Source organism: Terrisporobacter hibernicus (assembly GCF_020809405.1).
GTDB classification, from domain to species: Bacteria; Bacillota; Clostridia; order Peptostreptococcales; family Peptostreptococcaceae; genus Terrisporobacter; species Terrisporobacter petrolearius.
The window spans coordinates 3692481-3710580 of sequence record NZ_CP081135.1; the positions used below are offsets into that span (position 1 = coordinate 3692481).

At 28.8% G+C, this 18100-nt stretch carries 17 protein-coding genes and 1 riboswitch; of the genes, 16 read left to right on the forward strand and 1 reads right to left on the reverse strand.

Annotated elements, in window-relative coordinates; all coding sequences use genetic code 11:
• Positions 1–24: 24 nt before the first annotated feature.
• From JW646_RS17990 to JW646_RS18025, 8 genes are all read left to right on the forward strand, one after another.
• Complete coding sequence (locus tag JW646_RS17990; RefSeq protein ID WP_228415882.1) at positions 25–1272, forward strand: methylaspartate ammonia-lyase; 1248 nt, start codon at positions 25–27, stop codon at positions 1270–1272.
• A gap of 16 nt (positions 1273–1288) precedes the next feature.
• Positions 1289–2650, forward strand: a complete 1362-nt coding sequence (locus tag JW646_RS17995; RefSeq protein ID WP_074916476.1) for an acyclic terpene utilization AtuA family protein — start codon at positions 1289–1291, stop codon at positions 2648–2650.
• Between the two features lie 18 nt (positions 2651–2668).
• A complete protein-coding gene (locus tag JW646_RS18000) occupies positions 2669–2977 on the forward strand; it encodes a DUF4387 domain-containing protein (RefSeq protein WP_074916477.1) in 309 nt (102 codons plus the stop codon).
• A gap of 239 nt (positions 2978–3216) precedes the next feature.
• A complete protein-coding gene (locus JW646_RS18005) occupies positions 3217–4209 on the forward strand; it encodes an ABC transporter substrate-binding protein (protein ID WP_148556717.1) in 993 nt (330 codons plus the stop codon).
• Positions 4210–4355: 146 nt separating this feature from the next.
• The gene (locus JW646_RS18010) at positions 4356–5270 is read left to right on the forward strand and encodes an N-acetylmuramoyl-L-alanine amidase (protein ID WP_074916480.1); all 915 of its coding nucleotides are present in this window, start codon (positions 4356–4358) and stop codon (positions 5268–5270) included.
• A gap of 132 nt (positions 5271–5402) precedes the next feature.
• On the forward strand, positions 5403–5618 hold the full coding sequence (locus JW646_RS18015) for a hypothetical protein (protein WP_074916482.1): 216 nt from the start codon (positions 5403–5405) through the stop codon (positions 5616–5618).
• 121 nt (positions 5619–5739) lie between these two features.
• Entirely contained in the window at positions 5740–6381 is a 642-nt protein-coding gene (locus JW646_RS18020; protein WP_228415883.1) for a lactate utilization protein, read from the forward strand.
• Between the two features lie 11 nt (positions 6382–6392).
• The gene (locus tag JW646_RS18025; protein WP_074916486.1) at positions 6393–7277 is read left to right on the forward strand and encodes a YegS/Rv2252/BmrU family lipid kinase; all 885 of its coding nucleotides are present in this window, start codon (positions 6393–6395) and stop codon (positions 7275–7277) included.
• A 591-nt stretch (positions 7278–7868) separates the two neighbouring features.
• On the opposite strand, the gene JW646_RS18030 is transcribed toward JW646_RS18025, so the two are convergent.
• Positions 7869–9533 carry a glutamine--tRNA ligase/YqeY domain fusion protein gene (locus JW646_RS18030; protein WP_228415884.1) on the reverse strand — a complete coding sequence of 555 codons (1665 nt, stop codon included), beginning with the start codon at positions 9531–9533 and terminating at the stop codon, positions 7869–7871.
• Positions 9534–9862: 329 nt separating this feature from the next.
• Between JW646_RS18030 and JW646_RS18035 the strand changes: the two genes are divergently transcribed.
• From JW646_RS18035 to JW646_RS18070, 8 genes are all read left to right on the forward strand, one after another.
• Positions 9863–10426: a hypothetical protein gene (locus JW646_RS18035; RefSeq protein WP_074916490.1), complete on the forward strand. Its 564-nt coding sequence runs from the start codon at positions 9863–9865 to the stop codon at positions 10424–10426.
• A gap of 117 nt (positions 10427–10543) precedes the next feature.
• The gene (locus tag JW646_RS18040) at positions 10544–12226 is read left to right on the forward strand and encodes a hypothetical protein (protein ID WP_228415885.1); all 1683 of its coding nucleotides are present in this window, start codon (positions 10544–10546) and stop codon (positions 12224–12226) included.
• A gap of 130 nt (positions 12227–12356) precedes the next feature.
• Complete coding sequence (locus tag JW646_RS18045) at positions 12357–12962, forward strand: hypothetical protein (protein ID WP_074916494.1); 606 nt, start codon at positions 12357–12359, stop codon at positions 12960–12962.
• An 82-nt stretch (positions 12963–13044) separates the two neighbouring features.
• Positions 13045–13286, forward strand: a riboswitch (Lysine riboswitch).
• Positions 13287–13371: 85 nt separating this feature from the next.
• Positions 13372–14568, forward strand: a complete 1197-nt coding sequence (locus tag JW646_RS18050) for an aspartate kinase (RefSeq protein ID WP_228415886.1) — start codon at positions 13372–13374, stop codon at positions 14566–14568.
• A 13-nt stretch (positions 14569–14581) separates the two neighbouring features.
• Positions 14582–15877, forward strand: a complete 1296-nt coding sequence (gene lysA / locus JW646_RS18055) for a diaminopimelate decarboxylase (protein WP_074916498.1) — start codon at positions 14582–14584, stop codon at positions 15875–15877.
• Between the two features lie 158 nt (positions 15878–16035).
• Entirely contained in the window at positions 16036–16638 is a 603-nt protein-coding gene (locus JW646_RS18060) for a tetratricopeptide repeat protein (protein WP_228415887.1), read from the forward strand.
• A 149-nt stretch (positions 16639–16787) separates the two neighbouring features.
• Positions 16788–17501, forward strand: a complete 714-nt coding sequence (locus JW646_RS18065) for a pseudouridine synthase (protein ID WP_148556724.1) — start codon at positions 16788–16790, stop codon at positions 17499–17501.
• 9 nt (positions 17502–17510) lie between these two features.
• Complete coding sequence (locus tag JW646_RS18070; protein WP_228415888.1) at positions 17511–18086, forward strand: tRNA (mnm(5)s(2)U34)-methyltransferase; 576 nt, start codon at positions 17511–17513, stop codon at positions 18084–18086.
• Positions 18087–18100 lie beyond the last annotated feature (14 nt).

An 18100-nucleotide genomic window follows, 5' to 3' on the forward strand; every position in this document is an offset into this window, starting at 1 on the left:
AAGTAAAACAAGGGGGATATTTCAATGAAAATAAAAAATGTAGTTTGCTCAGCAGGTCGTACGGGTTTTTACTTTGATGATCAACGTGCAATAAAAAATGGAGCAATAAGTGACGGCTCAACTTATATTGGAAAGCCGGTCACTAAAGGATTTACTAGAGTAAGACAAAGTGGAGAATCCATATCTGTAATGATAATTTTGGAAGACAATCAAATTGCCCTTGGTGATTGTGCAGCAGTACAATATAGTGGTGCAGGAGGACGTGACCCTCTCTTTTTAGCTAAGGATTTTATACCAATTATAGAAAAAGAAGTAGTACCAATATTAATAGGAAGAGAAATAACAAGCTTTAAAGAGCTTTGTGATTTAATAGAAAATATAAGGGTTGATAATAAAAAGCTTCATACAGCTATTAGATATGGAGTAACACAAGCACTACTTGATGCTGTGGCAAAAGCGAATAATATGTTAATGTGTCAAGTTATTGCAAAAGAATATAATACTAAAGTTCTAGATGAAATCGTTCCAATATTCACACAAAGTGGGGATAGTCGCTATGAAAATGCTGACAAAATGATTATAAAAGGAGCACAGGTTCTTCCACATGCTTTAATTAATAATGTAAGTGAAAAATTAGGTTATAATGGAGAAAAATTAGAAGAATATGTTGCTTGGCTTAGAGATAGGATAATTAATTTAAGAGATGATAATTCTTATAATCCTGTTATTCATATAGACGTATACGGAACTTTAGGTGTTGCATTTGGAAATGATAATTACGAACAAATAGTAAGTTATATGGAAAAATTATGTCATATAGCCAAACCATTTAAACTTCGTATAGAAGGTCCTGTAGATGTAGAAGAGAGAGAAAAGCAAATGTTGGCATTAAGAGAAATTAGAAAATTAATAGATGAAAGAAATATTAATGTGGAGATTGTAGCGGATGAATGGTGCAATACACTGGAAGATATTAAATATTTTGCTGATAATAAAGCAGGTCATATTATTCAGATTAAAACTCCAGACTTAGGAGGAATAAATAATATAGTTGAAGCTGTTTTATATTGCAAGCAAAAAAATATAGGAGCTTATCAAGGTGGAACATGTAACGAAACAGATAACTCGGCTAAAATTTGTGCTCATATTGCCATGGCAAGTGGACCTGATCAAATTTTAGCAAAACCAGGCATGGGTGTTGACGAAGGCTACATGATTGTTTATAACGAAATGCAAAGAATTTTAACTTTAAATAAAGTACTAAATAATTAAGGGGATGGATAATAAGATGAAAGAAGAATTTAAAATACTATCTTCCACAGCAATACTTGGATATGGTTTTCCAGAAGAATCATTTATAGAAGGTATGAAAAGAAAGCCTCATGTTATTGCAGTAGATGCAGGATCAACAGATCCAGGTCCTTATTATCTTGGAGCAGGAGAATCATTTACTGATAGAGATGCTGTAAAAAGAGATTTGGAGATAATGATTAAAAGTGGATTAAGTAATGAAATTCCTGTTATTATTGGAACAGCAGGAGGTAGTGGAGGAGAAGTTCATTTAAATTGGTGCAAAGAAATAATATATGAAATAGCAAAAGAAAACAACTATAAATTTAAACTGGCTCTAATACATTCAGAAATTTCCAAAGATAAGGTGAAAGAAGCATTAAAAAATAACAAAGTTTCACCACTTGGCCCAGTACCTCAACTAAGTGAAGTAGATATAGAACAAACTACAAGAATAGTAGGCCAAATGGGAGTTGAACCTTTTATAGATGCATTAAATGAAGGTGCTGATATAATTTTAGCTGGACGAACTTATGACCCATCTGTTTTTGCTGCTCCAGCTATTAAAGCAGGTTATGATAAAGGTCTTGCCCTTCATCTTGGCAAAATTTTAGAATGTGCTGCCATATGTGCCACACCAGGAAGCGGTTCAGATTGTATGTTTGGATATTTAGGAGAAGACTATTTTAGACTAGAGCCACTGAATCCTATAAGGAAATGCACTACAGTTTCTGTGGCAGCTCATACGTTATATGAAAAAACAAATCCGTATATTTTACCTGGTCCTGGAGGTCATTTAGATCTGACAGAGTGTAAGTTTATTCAAGATAGTGAAAATATAGTTAAAGTATCAGGTAGCAAATTTATTGAGTCACCCAAATATACGGTGAAATTAGAAGGGGCTAAATTAATAGGCTACAGAACTGTATCTATTGCAGGAGCGAGAGACCCTATTATGATTGAAAAAATTGATGAAATAATTGAGGGTGTTAAAGAAAGAGTTGAAGATAATTTTAAATCAAAGCAGTGGGAGTATTATCTTAATATTTCTATATATGGTAAAAATGGTGTAATGGGAAATATTGAACCTAATCCTTCTACAAAAAATTCTCATGAAATAGGAGTGGTAATTGAAGCAGTAGCTAAGGATCAAAAAAAAGCAGATACAATATGTGCATTTGCTCGTTCATCTATGCTTCATTTTGGATACGAAAACAGAAAAGCCACAGCCGGAAATTTAGCTTTTCCATACTCTCCAAGTGATTTTCATGCAGGAAAAGTATATAATTTCAGTGTTTATCATTTGATGGAAGTTGATAATGGATGTGATTTATTTACTATAGACTATGAAGAATTATAAAAATGGAGATGATGATTAATGACAAAGTTAGTTGATATTACAAATATTATTCGTAGCAAAAATTCTGGACCCTATGAATTAACTATGGATATAATGTTTAAAACTTTACAGGACTATGAAAATGTATGTAGTAGTAAAATAATCAATGAGAAGTTAATTTGTGAATTATACAAAATAAACAAAGAAGATATTATTAATATTATAGAATTTAAGCCTGCTAATGCAATAAAAATAACAATAAAAAGACCTATTGCATCAGGTGACCTAGGTGAAACTGATGTTTATGGTGCTCAACAACATGCACCACTACTAAGCATAGAATTTTAATTAAGGTAAAGACAATTATTTATATATATAAGTAATTGTCTTTATTTTTATGTATAAGATAGAAATTGATAATCTTATACAGATATGCTAACATTTACATATAAGCTGACTCTAAAGACATGGTCTAAAGGGAAAGGGATTAGTGTTAAATATCTCTGATTTCTTAAGTATTTTCTTATGAAAAGGCATCTAAAATGTCAATATTTATCAGCTGAATAAATATTATTGGGGGTAAATTTATGAAAAAAGTTTTTGCAGTACTTATGTCATCATTAATTACTTTAAGTCTTGCTGTAGGTTGTGCTTCTAAGAATACTGAACAAGAGGTCAAAGAACCTGTTACAGTAAATGTTGGAGCACCAGATGGATTACCAGCTATAGCAATTGCAAAATTGTCACAAGAAAATCCTGAAGTAAAAGAAGGCTACAAAGCCAAATATACTCTTGAAGCAACTTCTGATGCTTTATCAACTGATGTAATGAAGGAAGCTCTAGATATTGCCATAGTACCATCGAATATGGCTTCAATTGCTTACAACAAAACATCAAATTATCAAATTGCTGGAACAGTAGGTATGGGATCTTTTTATCTAGTAAGTAGTGATAAAGATGTAAATGGATTAAACTCATCATTAGAAGGGAAAGAAGTAGGAAACATAGGTAAAGGATTGACTCCAGATATAACAGTGCAAGCATTGTTAAAAGAACAAAAAGTTGATTCATCAGCTATTAAATTTAATTATTCTAACGAAGCTAGTGATTTAGTATCATTATTAGCAACAAATAAATTATCAACAGCTATAGTGCCAGAACCAGCACTTAGTGGATTGCTTACAAAAAATCCAGATTTAAAGGTTATATGTGGTGTAAATGATACTTGGAAAGATGTATTTAAAAATGAAAATGGATATCCACAATCAACTTTAATTGTTAAATCATCTTTTGCAAAAGAAAATCCTGAGTTTGTATCAAATTTTATAAAAACATTAGATGAAAATATAAAGTATACAAATGACAATCCTAAAGAAGCAGGAGAGTTTGCTGTAAAATTTGGTGTTAATGTAAAAGCACCTTTATTAGTAAAAGCTATAGATAGAACTAATTTAAAATTTATAGCTATAGATGATTGTAAAGATGACTATATTAATTATTACAAAAGTTTATTATCTTTTAATCCTAAGGTGTTAGGTGGAAAAGTGCCAGATGAAAATATATATTATACACAAAAATAAATAAATTTTAAATTCCTTGCTAACATATAGTAAGGAATTTTTTTATTATTTACTACCTATTAATTTTAACTAGATTAAAGTTAAATTATATGCTATATTGTGTCAAAAAATATAAAGCACAATATATTAATATAGGAGGTGTTAATATGGGGAAAAAATATCTAATTGCCCTAGATGATGGTCATGGAATGGAAACACCAGGAAAGCGAACTCCACCACTAAAAAATGATTTGTATATAGATGGAAAGTTAATAAGAAAAAAAGGCGAATTTATTAAAGAAAATGAGTTTAATAGAGCTGTTGTTAAATATTTAGAAAAAGCTTTGAAAAGATGTGGTTTTGATGTATTATTAGTTTCATCAGGAGATAGTGATGTGCCTTTGAAAACTAGAGTTAATAGAGCTAACTCAGCTGGCGCAGATGCTTATGTTAGCAAACATTATAACGCAGTAGGGGAGAAATGGCAAAGTAAGGTGAAAGGTCCAGTAACAATAATACACTACAATTGTTCAATTAAGTCAAAAGAATTGGCTGAAAATGTGCATGAAGAGATTTGGAAGCTTCATAAAGATCATAATTGTAAAAATTTTGGAGTTGGAAAAGACACAAATATTTCTGGATTTAGTTTGTATGTATTAAGAAACACAAAAATGCCTGCAATTCTTACTGAATCAGGATTTATGGATAATGTTACTGAAGCTGTGAAAATGTTAGATCCTACATTTCAAAAGGCAGATGCAGAAGGAACTTGTAAAGGAATATGTAAAACTTTTGGAGTAAAATATATTGACCCAAGTAATGAAGAAAAAGAAGATAAAAAAGAGAATGAAAAAAATAATGAGCAATATACATCTGTAAAGTATATAAAAGTTAAGGCAAAAGAATTAAACATAAGAAATTCAGCATCTTGGGAAGAAGATGCAATTAGTGGAACTGTGAAAAAAGGTGAAATATTTACTGTAGTAAAAAAGTTAAAAGTAGAAAATAGTTATATGTATAAACTAAAATCAGGATACTTTATTACAGCAAATTCAAAATACGTGGAAAGTATTGTAAAGTAGTCATTTATTATAAGCATTTATTTAAGGATAAATGCTTATTTAAGTATGAATAAGAATATATTAATTGTTATTAAATAATTTACCTGGATATTGGGGAAAATAATTACAATATAATAAATTTGAGGTGATGAGATGAATAATAAAATGAATAATTTTAATCAAAAAAACCACTCTTATTTGACTAATGATTATGAACACAATTTTAATAATTATGATTGGAATAATGATGATATTATGATGTTTGATGACTATGTGCCAGTTAATGATGACTATGAAAATGAAAATAGCAAAAGGTACTCATTTCCACAAAAAAAAGGATTTATATTTAAGCAAAATAAATATAAGTAATATATAAGTTATTAAATAAATACTTTGTTGTCTTCAATAAAGTATTTTTAAATTGGCTTATATTAGTATAATGATTTGTGCTAAAATAATAATGAAAATAAGAATAGGGAGATTATTTAATATGAATGAGTGTGTACAATGGGTGAATGAAAAAAAAATAGAAAAAACTATAAACAATTTACAAAAGAATAATATTAAAGGTTATTATGCTAAAAATAATGAAGAAGTTATAAATATTATTAAAGATATAGCTAAAGAAGGTGAAATGGTGTCTGTTGGGGGCTCTATGACTCTTTTTGAAACCAAAGTAATAGATTTACTTAGAAGTGGAAGATATAATTTTTTAGATCGATATGAAGAAAACCTTACACCTGCTGATATGAAAGAAATATACAGAAAATCTTTTTATGCAGATACATATTTTTCATCTACAAATGCTATTACTGAAGATGGCGAAATTTTCAATGTAGATGGAAATGGTAATAGAGTGGCTGCTATGTTATATGGTCCAGATAAAGTTGTACTTGTAGTTGGGGTAAATAAAATAGTAAAAAACATAGATGAAGCTCTAAATCGTAATAAAAATATAAGTGGCCCTGCAAATGCAAAAAGGTTAAATACAGCTACTCCTTGTGCAAAAGTAGGATATTGTATGGACTGCAAAAGCGATGACAGAATATGCTGTGAATATACAATTATAAAAAGACAAAGAACTAAAAATAGAATGTATGTCATATTTATAAATGATGTATTAGGATTTTAACTGGAGGAAATATGAAAAAAGTTAAGTTTATTTATAACCCAAATTCAGGAGAAAGAAGAATTTCTCATGAACTTGATAAGATAATAGAAGTATATCAACATTACGGCTATGTTGTAGTACCTTTTAGACTTTGCAAAAATAGATCAGTAAACGATGCTTTTTTTGACATAGAATCTAATTATGACCACATATTAATTTCAGGTGGAGATGGAACAGTAGATTTGATTTTAAATGCTATAAAAGCCTTAAATGTAAACATTCCTATAGGAATTTTACCATGTGGTACTGCCAATGATTTTGCAAAAGCCGTAAATCTTCCTTTTGACGTAAAGGAAGCAATTGAAAGAATCGTTAATACAAGACCTAAAAAAATTGATATTGGGAAAATTAATGATAAATATTTTATTAATGTTGCAAGTGCAGGAATGTTTACAGATGTATCTCAAAAAATTAATCCAGACTTTAAAAATTCCATTGGAAAAGTTTCATACTACTTAAAAGGTATTGAAGAAGCTTTGTATATGAGAAAGTTTAGTATTGAAGTGAAGTCAAAGGAAGTAGAGTATGATGGAGACATGTACTTAATGTTAATTTTTAATGGAAAAACTGCTGGAAATATTAATCTGGCATATAAAGCTAAGGTAGATGATGGATTATTAGATGTGATTATAGTTAAGAATGTTATGTTTCCTAACATTTTGCCATTGCTTAGAAGTATCTTAAAAGGTGAGCATCTTGAAGGATATAACAAAGACGAAATATTATATTTTAAAACAAATAAATTAAAAATAGATTGCAAAGATAACTTAATTACTGATATCGATGGCGAAAAAGGCCCAGATTTTCCGTTGGAAATTGAGTGTATTAAAGATGGAATTGAATTATTAGGATATTAAAATTTAAGTAAAGTTGTTTAGATAGAATGCATAATTATTAAGAAAAAGGTTAATATATATGTAGAGATTGATGAAGGTCAATCCAACTTAATCTAATCATAAATATGTATATTTGTGATTTCCTTGGGAGTTTAAGTATATTTGATATTTTTAAATATCCATCAAATATAATGAAGATACTAGATTCCTCAGCTACTATCGTGCAGATAGTTAAGATTCAAAACCCAGGGATTGAAACAGTGACTAGTTTGCAAACTATGTTTGATGAAACAATTGAGGTAAGGGCTAAGTGAAAACTTTTGTCCTGGGAAAAGCACTGATTTGGAGACTATAATCCCCAAAATAGTGCTTTTCTTTTATATTCAAAATCTATTTAATATATTATTTAATAAAAAATTCGCTTCGCTTAAGCCACTGCGTGGGCGCTACACTTCATGTCGCCAACACGTTGCTCAAAAATACATTTTTTTACATTTCCTAAATGAGTTGATATAACTTAATTCCAGAGTTTATCAACAGCGTAAATTCAACTATAATTTCCTAAAATGTAAAAAAAGACTATGATAATCATAGTCTTTTTATTATATTTAATTATTTTCCTGGTTTAAAAGAACTTTTAAGAGGAACTATTCTATTAAATACAAGTTTCTCTGGAGTAGTATACTTAGTATCTACTGAGAAGAATCCATTTCTAACAAATTGGAATTTATCTAAAAGTTTAGCATCCTTTATTGCAGTTGGTTCTACAAAACCTTGTAGTATTGTAAGTGAATTAGGATTTATTTGGTCTAAGAAGTGTTTACCCTCATTTTCTGGAGCATCATCTAATATTAGTGGCTCAAATAATCTAAATTCAGCAGGAACAGCAGTTTTAGCATCTACCCAATGAACTGTACCCTTAACCTTACGACCAGTAAATCCTGAACCAGATTTAGTTTCTGGGTCATAAGTTCCGTGGATTTCTACCACATTACCATTTTCGTCTTTTATAACGTCTGTGCATTTTACGAAGTAAGCACCTTTTAATCTAACTTCATTTCCTGGGAAGAATCTTCTGTATTTTGGTATAGGTTCTTCCATAAAGTCATCTCTCTCTATGTAAACTTCTCTACTAAATGGAACTTCTCTTGTACCAGCTTCTTCATTTTTAGCTATATTTTCAAGTTCTATCATTTCACTTTGATCTTCAGGATAGTTTGTTATAACTAATTTTAAAGGATTTAATATTCCCATAGCAAGTTGAGCCTTTGGTTGTAAGTCTTCTCTTAAGAAGTGGTCAAACAATCTACTATCAACTTTAGAATCAGCTTTTGATACACCTATTTCAGCACAGAAGTTACGTATACATTCTGGAGTATATCCTCTTCTTCTAACACCTGATATAGTAGGAAGACGAGGGTCATCCCATCCATCAGCAACTCCTTCATCAACTAATAATTTTAATTTTCTTTTGCTCATTACTGTATTTGTTAAGTTAAGTCTAGCAAACTCAATTTGTCTTGGAACATTTTCCATTTCGCATTCTCTAACAACCCAGTCATATAAAGGTCTTTGATCTTCGAACTCTAGAGTACATATAGAGTGAGTTATTCCTTCTATAGCATCCTCTAGTGGGTGAGCAAATGAGTACATAGGGTATATGCACCATTTATCTCCAGTGTTGTGGTGAGATGCATGAGAAATTCTGTATATAACAGGATCTCTAAAGTTTATATTAGGAGAAGACATATCTATCTTAGCTCTTAAAACTTTTTGACCATTTTCAAATTCACCATTTTTCATTCTTTCAAATAAATCTAAGTTTTCTTCTATAGATCTATTTCTATATGGACTATCAAACCCTGGCTGTGTTAAAGTACCACGAGTTTCTCTTATTTCATCAGCAGATAAATCGTCCACATATGCTTTACCTTTTTTTATTAAAATGACAGCTCTTTTATACATTTCATCAAAATAATCAGATGCAAAGTATAAATTATTCCAATTAAATCCTAACCACATTACGTCTTCTTTTATTGAATTAACATACTCATCATCTTCTTTTAATGGATTTGTATCATCAAATCTCATATTAACTGTGCCCTTTAATTCCTTAGCTAATCCAAAGTTTAAGCAAATACTTTTAGCATGTCCAATATGTAAATACCCATTTGGTTCTGGTGGGAAACGAGTTATTATATGATCGTGTTTTCCTGATTCTAAATCGTCAACTATTATGTTTTTTATAAAATTATTTGAAATTGTTTCGTTTGACATATTTTTTACCTCTCTATTCATTTTATTAATTTTAATATGTAATAAGTTCTATCATAATCATATTATTAATTTTAATTCAATATGGAAAAAAAATAAAGTATATTTATATATTTTACTAGTTAATAACTATTATATTTAACATTATTGAACAAAATCAATATTTTTATTAAGATAATATAAAAAAAATTATATAATATTTCCAATTTTTTTAAAAAGTATGTATAAAAGTACACATATCTTGTCCATTATTAATAATAAATCTAAATATGAATTGAATGAATTTGAATATTATGATAAAATCAAAAGGTAAGAAAATTGGGGGTGTAGAAATGAGAAAAATTTATATAGTAACAACTTATACAGGAACTCTTCTATCTTATTTAATAAGAAAAGTTAGTAAAAGTCCCTATGCTCATATTTCTTTATCTTTAAATGAAGATTTATCACCCATGTATTCATTTGGGAGACTAAATCCTAAAACACCTATATTTGCAGGTTTTGTAGAAGAACACATAAATGAAGGCTTATATGAAATAAAGCAAAATGCATTATGCCGAGTATACTCATTAGATGTTGATTATTCTAGTTATGGAAAATTAGTACAAAATATAATGAAAGTAAATAGCAATAGAAATAGATATAATTATGATGTTAAAGCTTTAGTATATTTATCGTTTAATAAATCAAGAGAAAAAGAATATAGATATGTATGTTCGCACTTTGTGGCAGATATGCTTTATAAAAGTGGTATTGACATATTTGAAAAGTCACCATCATTAGTAAAGCCGGAGGATTTTTATAATAACCCAAATCTTAATTTAGAATACGAAGGATTATTATGTAATTATAATATAAAAAGTGGAAGAAATATGCTAAGTCATATGACTTGTTAAAAATTACCATATATTACTATGGTAATTTTTTATTTTCTATTATATATTATTTATTAATCTAAACATGTAAAAAAAAGGTTATAATAGTAATAAGAGGTATAATGGAAAGGAGAAAATATGAAAAAAATATTTAAATCTTATGGGATAGCCCTATTAATAGTGGCTATTTATGCATTTGTAAAATTACCAGTACTGAGGTTTGATTTCACATCAGGATTTACAATGCTAATTCTATTCTTAGTATTAGCTGGTGTTCTTGACATGATGCTTGATAGAGGAGAGAGAACATCTAAAAGTGCAAAAAATAACTTTTTAATAGCAGGGGTTTTGTTAGTTGTAATTATTATTATTCCATTCTTTGTAACATCTCCTATATTTAGAGCTAGTTCTTATAAAGAGTTGCTTGGGAAAGTAGAGGAAAGTGTTTTTACAGAAGATGTAAGTCCGGTAAGTGTGGACAAAATAAGAATTGTTGACAAAGATATGGCAATAAAACTGGGAGAAAAAAAACTTGGCGAAATACCAGCAATAGGAAGTATATCTAAAGTTGGGGAGTACTCAATACAAAGTGTGAATGGTGAATTATATTGGATTGCACCTCTGGTTCATAGAGATATTATAAAATGGATAACTAATTTAGAGGGTACTAATGGTTACATTATGGTATCAGCAAGTAACCCACAAGACGTAAAGTTAGTTGAAACTCTTGATGGAAAGCAACTTAAAATAGTTTATCAAGAAGAAGCATATTTCTTACAAGATTTACATAGACATGTTTATCTAAATGGTGGTATGAAATATGGTATGACGGATTATAATTTTGAAATTGATGACAATGGAAAGCCTTATTGGGTTGTAACTTTATATGAACATGCTATAGGGTATGGAGGGTCAAATGCTGTTGGAACAGCTATTGTTGATGCTCAAAGTGGAGATGTTAAAATATACTCAATTGAAGATACACCAAAGTGGGTAGATAGAATACAACCAGAAAGCTTTATAGTTGATCAAATAAATAACTGGGGACTATATGTCAAAGGATTTTTAAACTCAGTAATATCTGAAGAGGGTGTATTATTACCGTCAGAAGGAACTTCATTAGTATATGGAAAAGATGGAAAATCATATTGGTATACAGGAATTACTTCAGCAGGAGGAGATGAATCTACAGTAGGATTTATGTTAGTTGATTCTAGAACAAAGGAATCAAAACTGTATATGCAAACAGGAGCAACAGAAACTGCAGCTATGACAACTGCGGAAGGAAAAGTACAAGAGAAAAATTATAAAGCAACTTTCCCAGTTACTTATAATATTCTTGGAAAGCCAACATATGTGTTAGGTTTAAAAGATAAAGCAGACCTTGTAAAAATGGTAGCGTTTGTATCTGTTGAAGATTATAGCATAATAGGAATGGGAGACACAAAAGAGGATGCTTATAGAAATTACAAAGAAGCATTAGAATCTAAAGGCAACGATATAGATTTTGACTCTAGTGAAAGCTTACAAAAAGTAGAAGGAACTGTATCTAGAATAAATCAAGATGTAAAAAGTGGAAACACAACTTATTATATTACATTAAAAGATAATAAAGAACTAATATTTACAGGAACATCAAAAACATCTACAGAATTACCTTTAACAATGGTAGGAGACAAAGTAAGTATTTCTTACGATGAAGCAGATTCAAATATAATAAGTATTGCAGAGTTTGATAATATTAATATTGGAAAAACAGAAAAAACTGCAAATAAAGAAGAAAATAGTGAAAAAAATGATAATAAAGAAAAAACTAAGTAATATACAATAGAATATATTAATAAAAAAAGGAAGAAAATTTTAATCTTCCTTTTTTTATTTGTAAATTTTATTAAGTGATTTTAATATAATATAGTACAACTTGGTAAAAACAGCTTCAAGGAGATTGACTATGGTGGGATTAGAAAAAGATATTTTGTATTTGGTAAGTAGAGTAAGATGCGTCACAGAAAATCAAGTGGGAAAAGTATTTAATAGTAAAAAAAGAAATGGCAAAAAATCCCTAAAGAGGACATTGAGAAAAATGTGTAATGATTATACTTTGAGAAAGTTTCCATGTAATATTAACTATACAAATTTTAAAGATAATTCAGGAGTTTATTATCTAAATGGAAGTAATATTGAAAAGGGGAAAAGTTTAACAAAAATGTTGTTAGGTTCTGAAATTGCAATTAGATTAAATAGTTCAGGATATGAAACTGTTAGATTTTATAGAAATGCAAAAGTAGGAGATGAAACTTATGATATATTTATAGAATATATAAATCCCTGTGGAAAAAGACTGCAAGTATTAATAGACATTGAACTAGATGAAAGCTTTAGATGTTCAAAGTATAGCAATATTTATAATGATATTGATAACTCAACCATACCATTTTTTATGGTACCAAAAGTTATTGTTATATCTTCTAGAGAACAAAAGCATAATAAATGTAATATTAATGAGCATATATACTTTTTAGATACATCTTTGAACAAATTGTTTAATTATTTGTAAAATATATAAATAGTTTTATGATTTTTATTGCATCTTAAAGTATGTTATGTTATTAATATATTATTAATAAAAAAATATAAGAACCTAAGGTAGAGGCGCTGTACTTAATAGTACTAACATATAGCTGGCGAGCAATTATATGTTAGGAAAGGAATTACAGCCGAAGGTAGCATATAGGCATATAAGCTATCTGGACTTATGCAAAACATGTATAAGGCTGTCACTTTTATTCGCAAGAAGGAATGGATAAACAAACTTGTTTTTTTAAGGTTGTTGGCCACATGATCTAAGCGAATTTTTTCTAAGTGTTGAGCTACAAGGTTTACTATGGCTAATTTTAACGTCCAAAGTATACCTTTGGGCGTTTTATTTTTTTTTATGCAATTTCATAATTTAAGGGGTGGTAATAGTGAGCAAAGTAGTTGTTCAAAAGTATGGTGGTAGTTCTGTATCTAGTACTGAAAAAATTAAGCTTATTGCAAGTAAATTAATAGAAAGAAAAAAGAAAAATCCTAAAATTGTTGTAGTAGTCTCAGCTATGGGAGATACAACAGACGATTTTATAAGTTTAGCAAAAGACATAACTAAAGTTCCAGATAAAAGGGAACTGGATGTGTTAATGTCTACTGGTGAAATGATATCTGCATCTTTATTATCAATGAGTTTAAACTCTTTAGGATGTGAAGCGGTAAGTTATAATGCTTATCAATTAAATATTAAAACTAGTGGACTTCATGGGAAATCATTAATAGATGATATTGATGTTAGTAAAATTAATGAAAGTTTAGACAGTGGGAAGATTGTTATAGTAACAGGATTTCAAGGTTTAAATGATGAAGGAGACATAACTACTTTAGGAAGGGGAGGCTCAGATACTTCAGCTGTGGCTTTAGCTGTAAAACTGGATGGTATATGCGAAATATATACTGATGTAGATGGTATTTATTTTACAGATCCAAGAAAATATAGTGAAGCTAAAAAAATAGAAGAAATCGAATATGAAGAAATGTTGGAGTTAGCAAGCTTAGGGGCTCAAGTAATGCATTCGAGAAGTGTGGAGTTAGCACAAAAATATAATGTGGAGTTATATGTAGGTTTATCTTGCAGTGATATTGAAGGAACATATATAAGGGGGAGTAAAGAAATGAAATTAGAGGATAAAGTTATTACTGGCCTTGCCACTTGTGATGAAGATGCAGCCATAACAGTGGTAGATATAAATATGGAAGATGTATCTAAATTATTTGAAAAAATAGCCGTAGATGGAGTTAGTATTGATATGATAAGCCAGACAGCTCCATTTAATGATAAAGTAAATGTGTCATTTACCATACCAAAAGATGATTTAATGCAATGTAAAGAAATCGTAGGTTGCTTTGTACCAAAGGGAAGTATCATTATAGATGAAGAAATAACAAAGTTTTCTTTAGTAGGTCTTGGAATGAAAAATACTAGTGGTGTTGCTTCGAAAGTATTTAAGATATTTAGTGATAACAGCATAGCTGTAAAATTAATTACAACATCTGAAATAAGAATCACATGTGCAATAAATTCTTCTTGTAAAGAAGTGGCAATAAGAGAAATAGCTAAAGAATTTAATTTATAAATAGGAGGGTAATATGAAATTACATGGCACAATGGGAATAAAAGATAATAGTTTATACATAGGTGGTGTAAATACACTAGATTTGGCAAGAAAATATGATACACCTCTTTATGTATTTGATGAGGAGTTAATTAGAAATAATTGCAAAGAATATAATAAGTATTTTAAGGTTAAAGAAAATAATAATAAAATTGCATACGCTGGTAAAGCCTTTTTACCTAAGTATATGTGTACTTTAATAGATGAAGAGGGGTTATATTTAGACGTGGTGTCTGGTGGAGAATTGTTTACAGCGTACAAAGCTAATTTTCCAATGAAGAAAATATTATTCCATGGTAATAACAAAACAATAGATGAGATAAAAATGGGTGTTGACCTAGGTGTAGGTGTATTTGTGGTAGATAATTTCTATGAATTAGATATATTAGAAAAGTTTTGTGAAGAAAAAAATATGATTCAAGATATATATTTTAGAGTAACTCCTGGAATTGACGCACATACTCATAAATATATTAGAACTGGTCAAATAGACTCAAAATTTGGTTTTGCATTGACAAATGGGGATTTTTATATGGCAGTTGAAAGGTTAAAAGGATATAAAAATGTAAAACTAATTGGGATTCATGCTCATATTGGTTCTCAAATATTTGAGGTGGAACCTTATGAAGAAGAAGTCGATGTTATGTTAAATTTAGTAAAAAAATTAAAAGATGACTATGATATAGAAATAAAAGAAGTAGACTTTGGTGGTGGTATCGGTGTTTACTATACAAAGGAAGATAAACCAAGAAGCATTAAAGAGTTTTGCGAGAAAATTATAAATAAGTGCAATGAAAAATGCAAACAATTAAATATAAATATTCCTACTCTTATATTGGAACCAGGTAGGTCTTTAGTTGCAAATGCAGGAAGTACGCTATATTCTATTGGATCAATTAAAAATATTAAAGATGTAAGAACTTATGTAAGTGTAGATGGTGGAATGACAGATAATATAAGACCTTCTTTATACCAAGCAGGGTATGAATGTGCTATAGTAAATAAAATGAATAATGAAAAATCTGAGCATAAAGTAACTATTGCTGGGAAATGTTGTGAAAGTGGGGATATTTTAATATCAAATACTAATATATTAGATATACAAAGTGAAGATGTATTAATAACAACGTCTACAGGAGCTTATGGATATTCTATGGCATCAAACTATAATAAAATACCTAAAAACCCAGTTGTATTTGTAAATAAGGGAAATGATAAATTAATATGTAAAAGACAAAGTTATGAAGATTTACTGTCTTTAGAGCTTTAATATAAAAAAGTTCTTTACTTAAAAAGTAAAGAACTTTTTTATATTAAAAATAAAGTTGTATAAATACTTACTAATGTACAAATATAATTATATAGAATTTTATAATGTGCAAACTTAGGGTGTATGATAAACTATATTATACAATAGGGAGGATTTTCATGAAAAAGAAATTATTATTAGTATTAGTTTTAATAACTGCTTTGACAGGTGGATGTAGTAAAGTAACTTTAAATAATTCTTTAATAAAGGGACAAGAAAAGCTTGAAAGTCATAAATATGATGAAGCTTTAACTTTATTATCTCAAGTCTTAAATGAAGATTCACAAAATGAGTCAGCTAGAGCAATGTATATGCAAGCAAGAAAGATGCAAAGTGCACAAAATTACGAAAAAAATCATGATTATGAAAAAGCCATAAAAGAACTGGACTCAATTGTAAATATAAATGCAGGTTCTAAAAAAATAAAGAGAGAGTCAATAAACAAAAAAGCTGAACTAGAAAAACTAAAAGAAAGAGCTGAAAAAGAAGCTTTAGAAAGAAAAGAAAATGCAAAAAAAGCCTCTGAAAAAGACATTAATAAGTTGGAGTCGGATATGATTTACAATAATCAGATAAAAGAAGAAAAGTTAAAACAAGAAACTGAGGAAAGTAATAAAGAGGAATTAATAAAAGATCCTACAAAAGAAGAGACTGAAGAGAAAGAAAATAATTCACAAATAAATATAGATATACAATTAAAAGATACAAGTGATAATGAATGAGTAAATAAAGCTAATTATAAATAAACTGCCATATGCAGTTTATTTTTTTATTTTATAGGAAATATAAATAATAAATAAAAATATCTTGTGAAAATTTGTCACATATATTAGTATTTACTATGGACAAAAAAATAATTAAAGGAGTAAATATGAGAATAAACAAATATATAGCTTCTTGTGGAGTAGCATCTAGAAGAAAAGCTGAAGAACTTATTTTAAATAAAAAAGTAAAAGTAAATGGAAAGTTAATAGAAGAATTATCTTTTCAAGTTGATGAACAAATAGATAGAGTGGAAGTTGATGGAGTGAAAATATCTCTTGATGAAAATTTAGTATATATATTATTAAATAAGCCAGAAGGATACATAACAACAGTTAAAGATCAATTTGACAGACAAAGTGTAATAGATTTATTAAGTGATATAAAAGAAAGAGTATTTCCTGTTGGAAGGTTAGACTATGAAACAAGTGGTCTTTTATTACTTACTAATGACGGTGACTTAACATACAAATTAACCCATCCAAAACACGAAATTGACAAAACATATATTGCTATGGTAAAAGGTCAGTTAAGTGAAGAAGAAATTAAAAATTTTAAATCTGGATTATATATAGAAGACTATAAAACAGCACCAGCCAATATTAAAATTGTATATTATGACAAAAATAGAGATATATCTAAACTAGAAATAAAAATACATGAAGGCAAAAATAGACAAGTAAGAAAAATGTGTAAAGCTATAAATCATCCTGTACTTAGGCTTAAAAGAGTAGCTATGGGTAAAATAACTTTAAATGACTGTAAATTGGGTGAATACAGATATTTAACAGAAGAAGAAATAAATTATCTTAAAAGTATATAGAGGTAGATTATGTTAAGAGCAAAATATATAAATAAAATAACTGAAGTAAACAAAATATTTTTAGAGAAAATTATTGAAAAAGGCCATGTAGTAATTGATGCTACTATGGGAAATGGGTATGACACAGTATACTTAGGAAATTTAGTCGGAGAAACTGGTAAAGTATATGCATTTGATGTTCAAGAAGAAGCTCTAACTTCTACAAGAAAAAAAGTTGTAAGAGATAATATGGAGGATAGAATTGAGCTAATTCATGATGGTCACGAAAACTTAGATAAATACGTGAAAGAAGAAGTAAGCTGCGTTGTATTTAACTTAGGGTACTTACCAAGGGCTAAGCATATGGTTATTACTAAGCCGGATACTACTTTAGAAGCAATCAAAAAAAGTTTAGAATTACTAAAGCCAAATGGAATAATAAGTATAGCAGCATATATAGGACATGAGGGTGGTCTTGATGAAAAAAATTATATATGTGAGTACTTAGATAATTTAGATCAAAAACAATATAATGTATTGCATATGGAATTTACAAATCAAATAAATAATCCACCACAGCTTATACTAGTAGAAAAAAAAGGTTAAGAAATATATAATTT

What these genes read in the sequence shown, in the direction of transcription:
- JW646_RS18065 (WP_148556724.1), top strand. Translation starts at nt 16,788, where the DNA reads ATGAGAATAAACAAATATATAGCTTCTTGTGGAGTAGCATCTAGAAGA.
- JW646_RS18070 (WP_228415888.1), top strand. Translation starts at nt 17,511, where the DNA reads ATGTTAAGAGCAAAATATATAAATAAAATAACTGAAGTAAACAAAATA.
- JW646_RS18040 (WP_228415885.1), top strand. Translation starts at nt 10,544, where the DNA reads ATGAAAAAAATATTTAAATCTTATGGGATAGCCCTATTAATAGTGGCT.
- JW646_RS18060 (WP_228415887.1), top strand. Translation starts at nt 16,036, where the DNA reads ATGAAAAAGAAATTATTATTAGTATTAGTTTTAATAACTGCTTTGACA.
- JW646_RS17990 (WP_228415882.1), top strand. Translation starts at nt 25, where the DNA reads ATGAAAATAAAAAATGTAGTTTGCTCAGCAGGTCGTACGGGTTTTTAC.
- JW646_RS18035 (WP_074916490.1), top strand. Translation starts at nt 9,863, where the DNA reads ATGAGAAAAATTTATATAGTAACAACTTATACAGGAACTCTTCTATCT.
- JW646_RS18030 (WP_228415884.1), bottom strand. Translation starts at nt 9,533, where the DNA reads ATGTCAAACGAAACAATTTCAAATAATTTTATAAAAAACATAATAGTT.
- JW646_RS18005 (WP_148556717.1), top strand. Translation starts at nt 3,217, where the DNA reads ATGAAAAAAGTTTTTGCAGTACTTATGTCATCATTAATTACTTTAAGT.
- JW646_RS18010 (WP_074916480.1), top strand. Translation starts at nt 4,356, where the DNA reads ATGGGGAAAAAATATCTAATTGCCCTAGATGATGGTCATGGAATGGAA.
- JW646_RS18020 (WP_228415883.1), top strand. Translation starts at nt 5,740, where the DNA reads ATGAATGAGTGTGTACAATGGGTGAATGAAAAAAAAATAGAAAAAACT.
- JW646_RS17995 (WP_074916476.1), top strand. Translation starts at nt 1,289, where the DNA reads ATGAAAGAAGAATTTAAAATACTATCTTCCACAGCAATACTTGGATAT.
- JW646_RS18015 (WP_074916482.1), top strand. Translation starts at nt 5,403, where the DNA reads ATGAATAATAAAATGAATAATTTTAATCAAAAAAACCACTCTTATTTG.
- JW646_RS18045 (WP_074916494.1), top strand. Translation starts at nt 12,357, where the DNA reads ATGGTGGGATTAGAAAAAGATATTTTGTATTTGGTAAGTAGAGTAAGA.
- JW646_RS18000 (WP_074916477.1), top strand. Translation starts at nt 2,669, where the DNA reads ATGACAAAGTTAGTTGATATTACAAATATTATTCGTAGCAAAAATTCT.
- JW646_RS18025 (WP_074916486.1), top strand. Translation starts at nt 6,393, where the DNA reads ATGAAAAAAGTTAAGTTTATTTATAACCCAAATTCAGGAGAAAGAAGA.
- lysA (WP_074916498.1), top strand. Translation starts at nt 14,582, where the DNA reads ATGAAATTACATGGCACAATGGGAATAAAAGATAATAGTTTATACATA.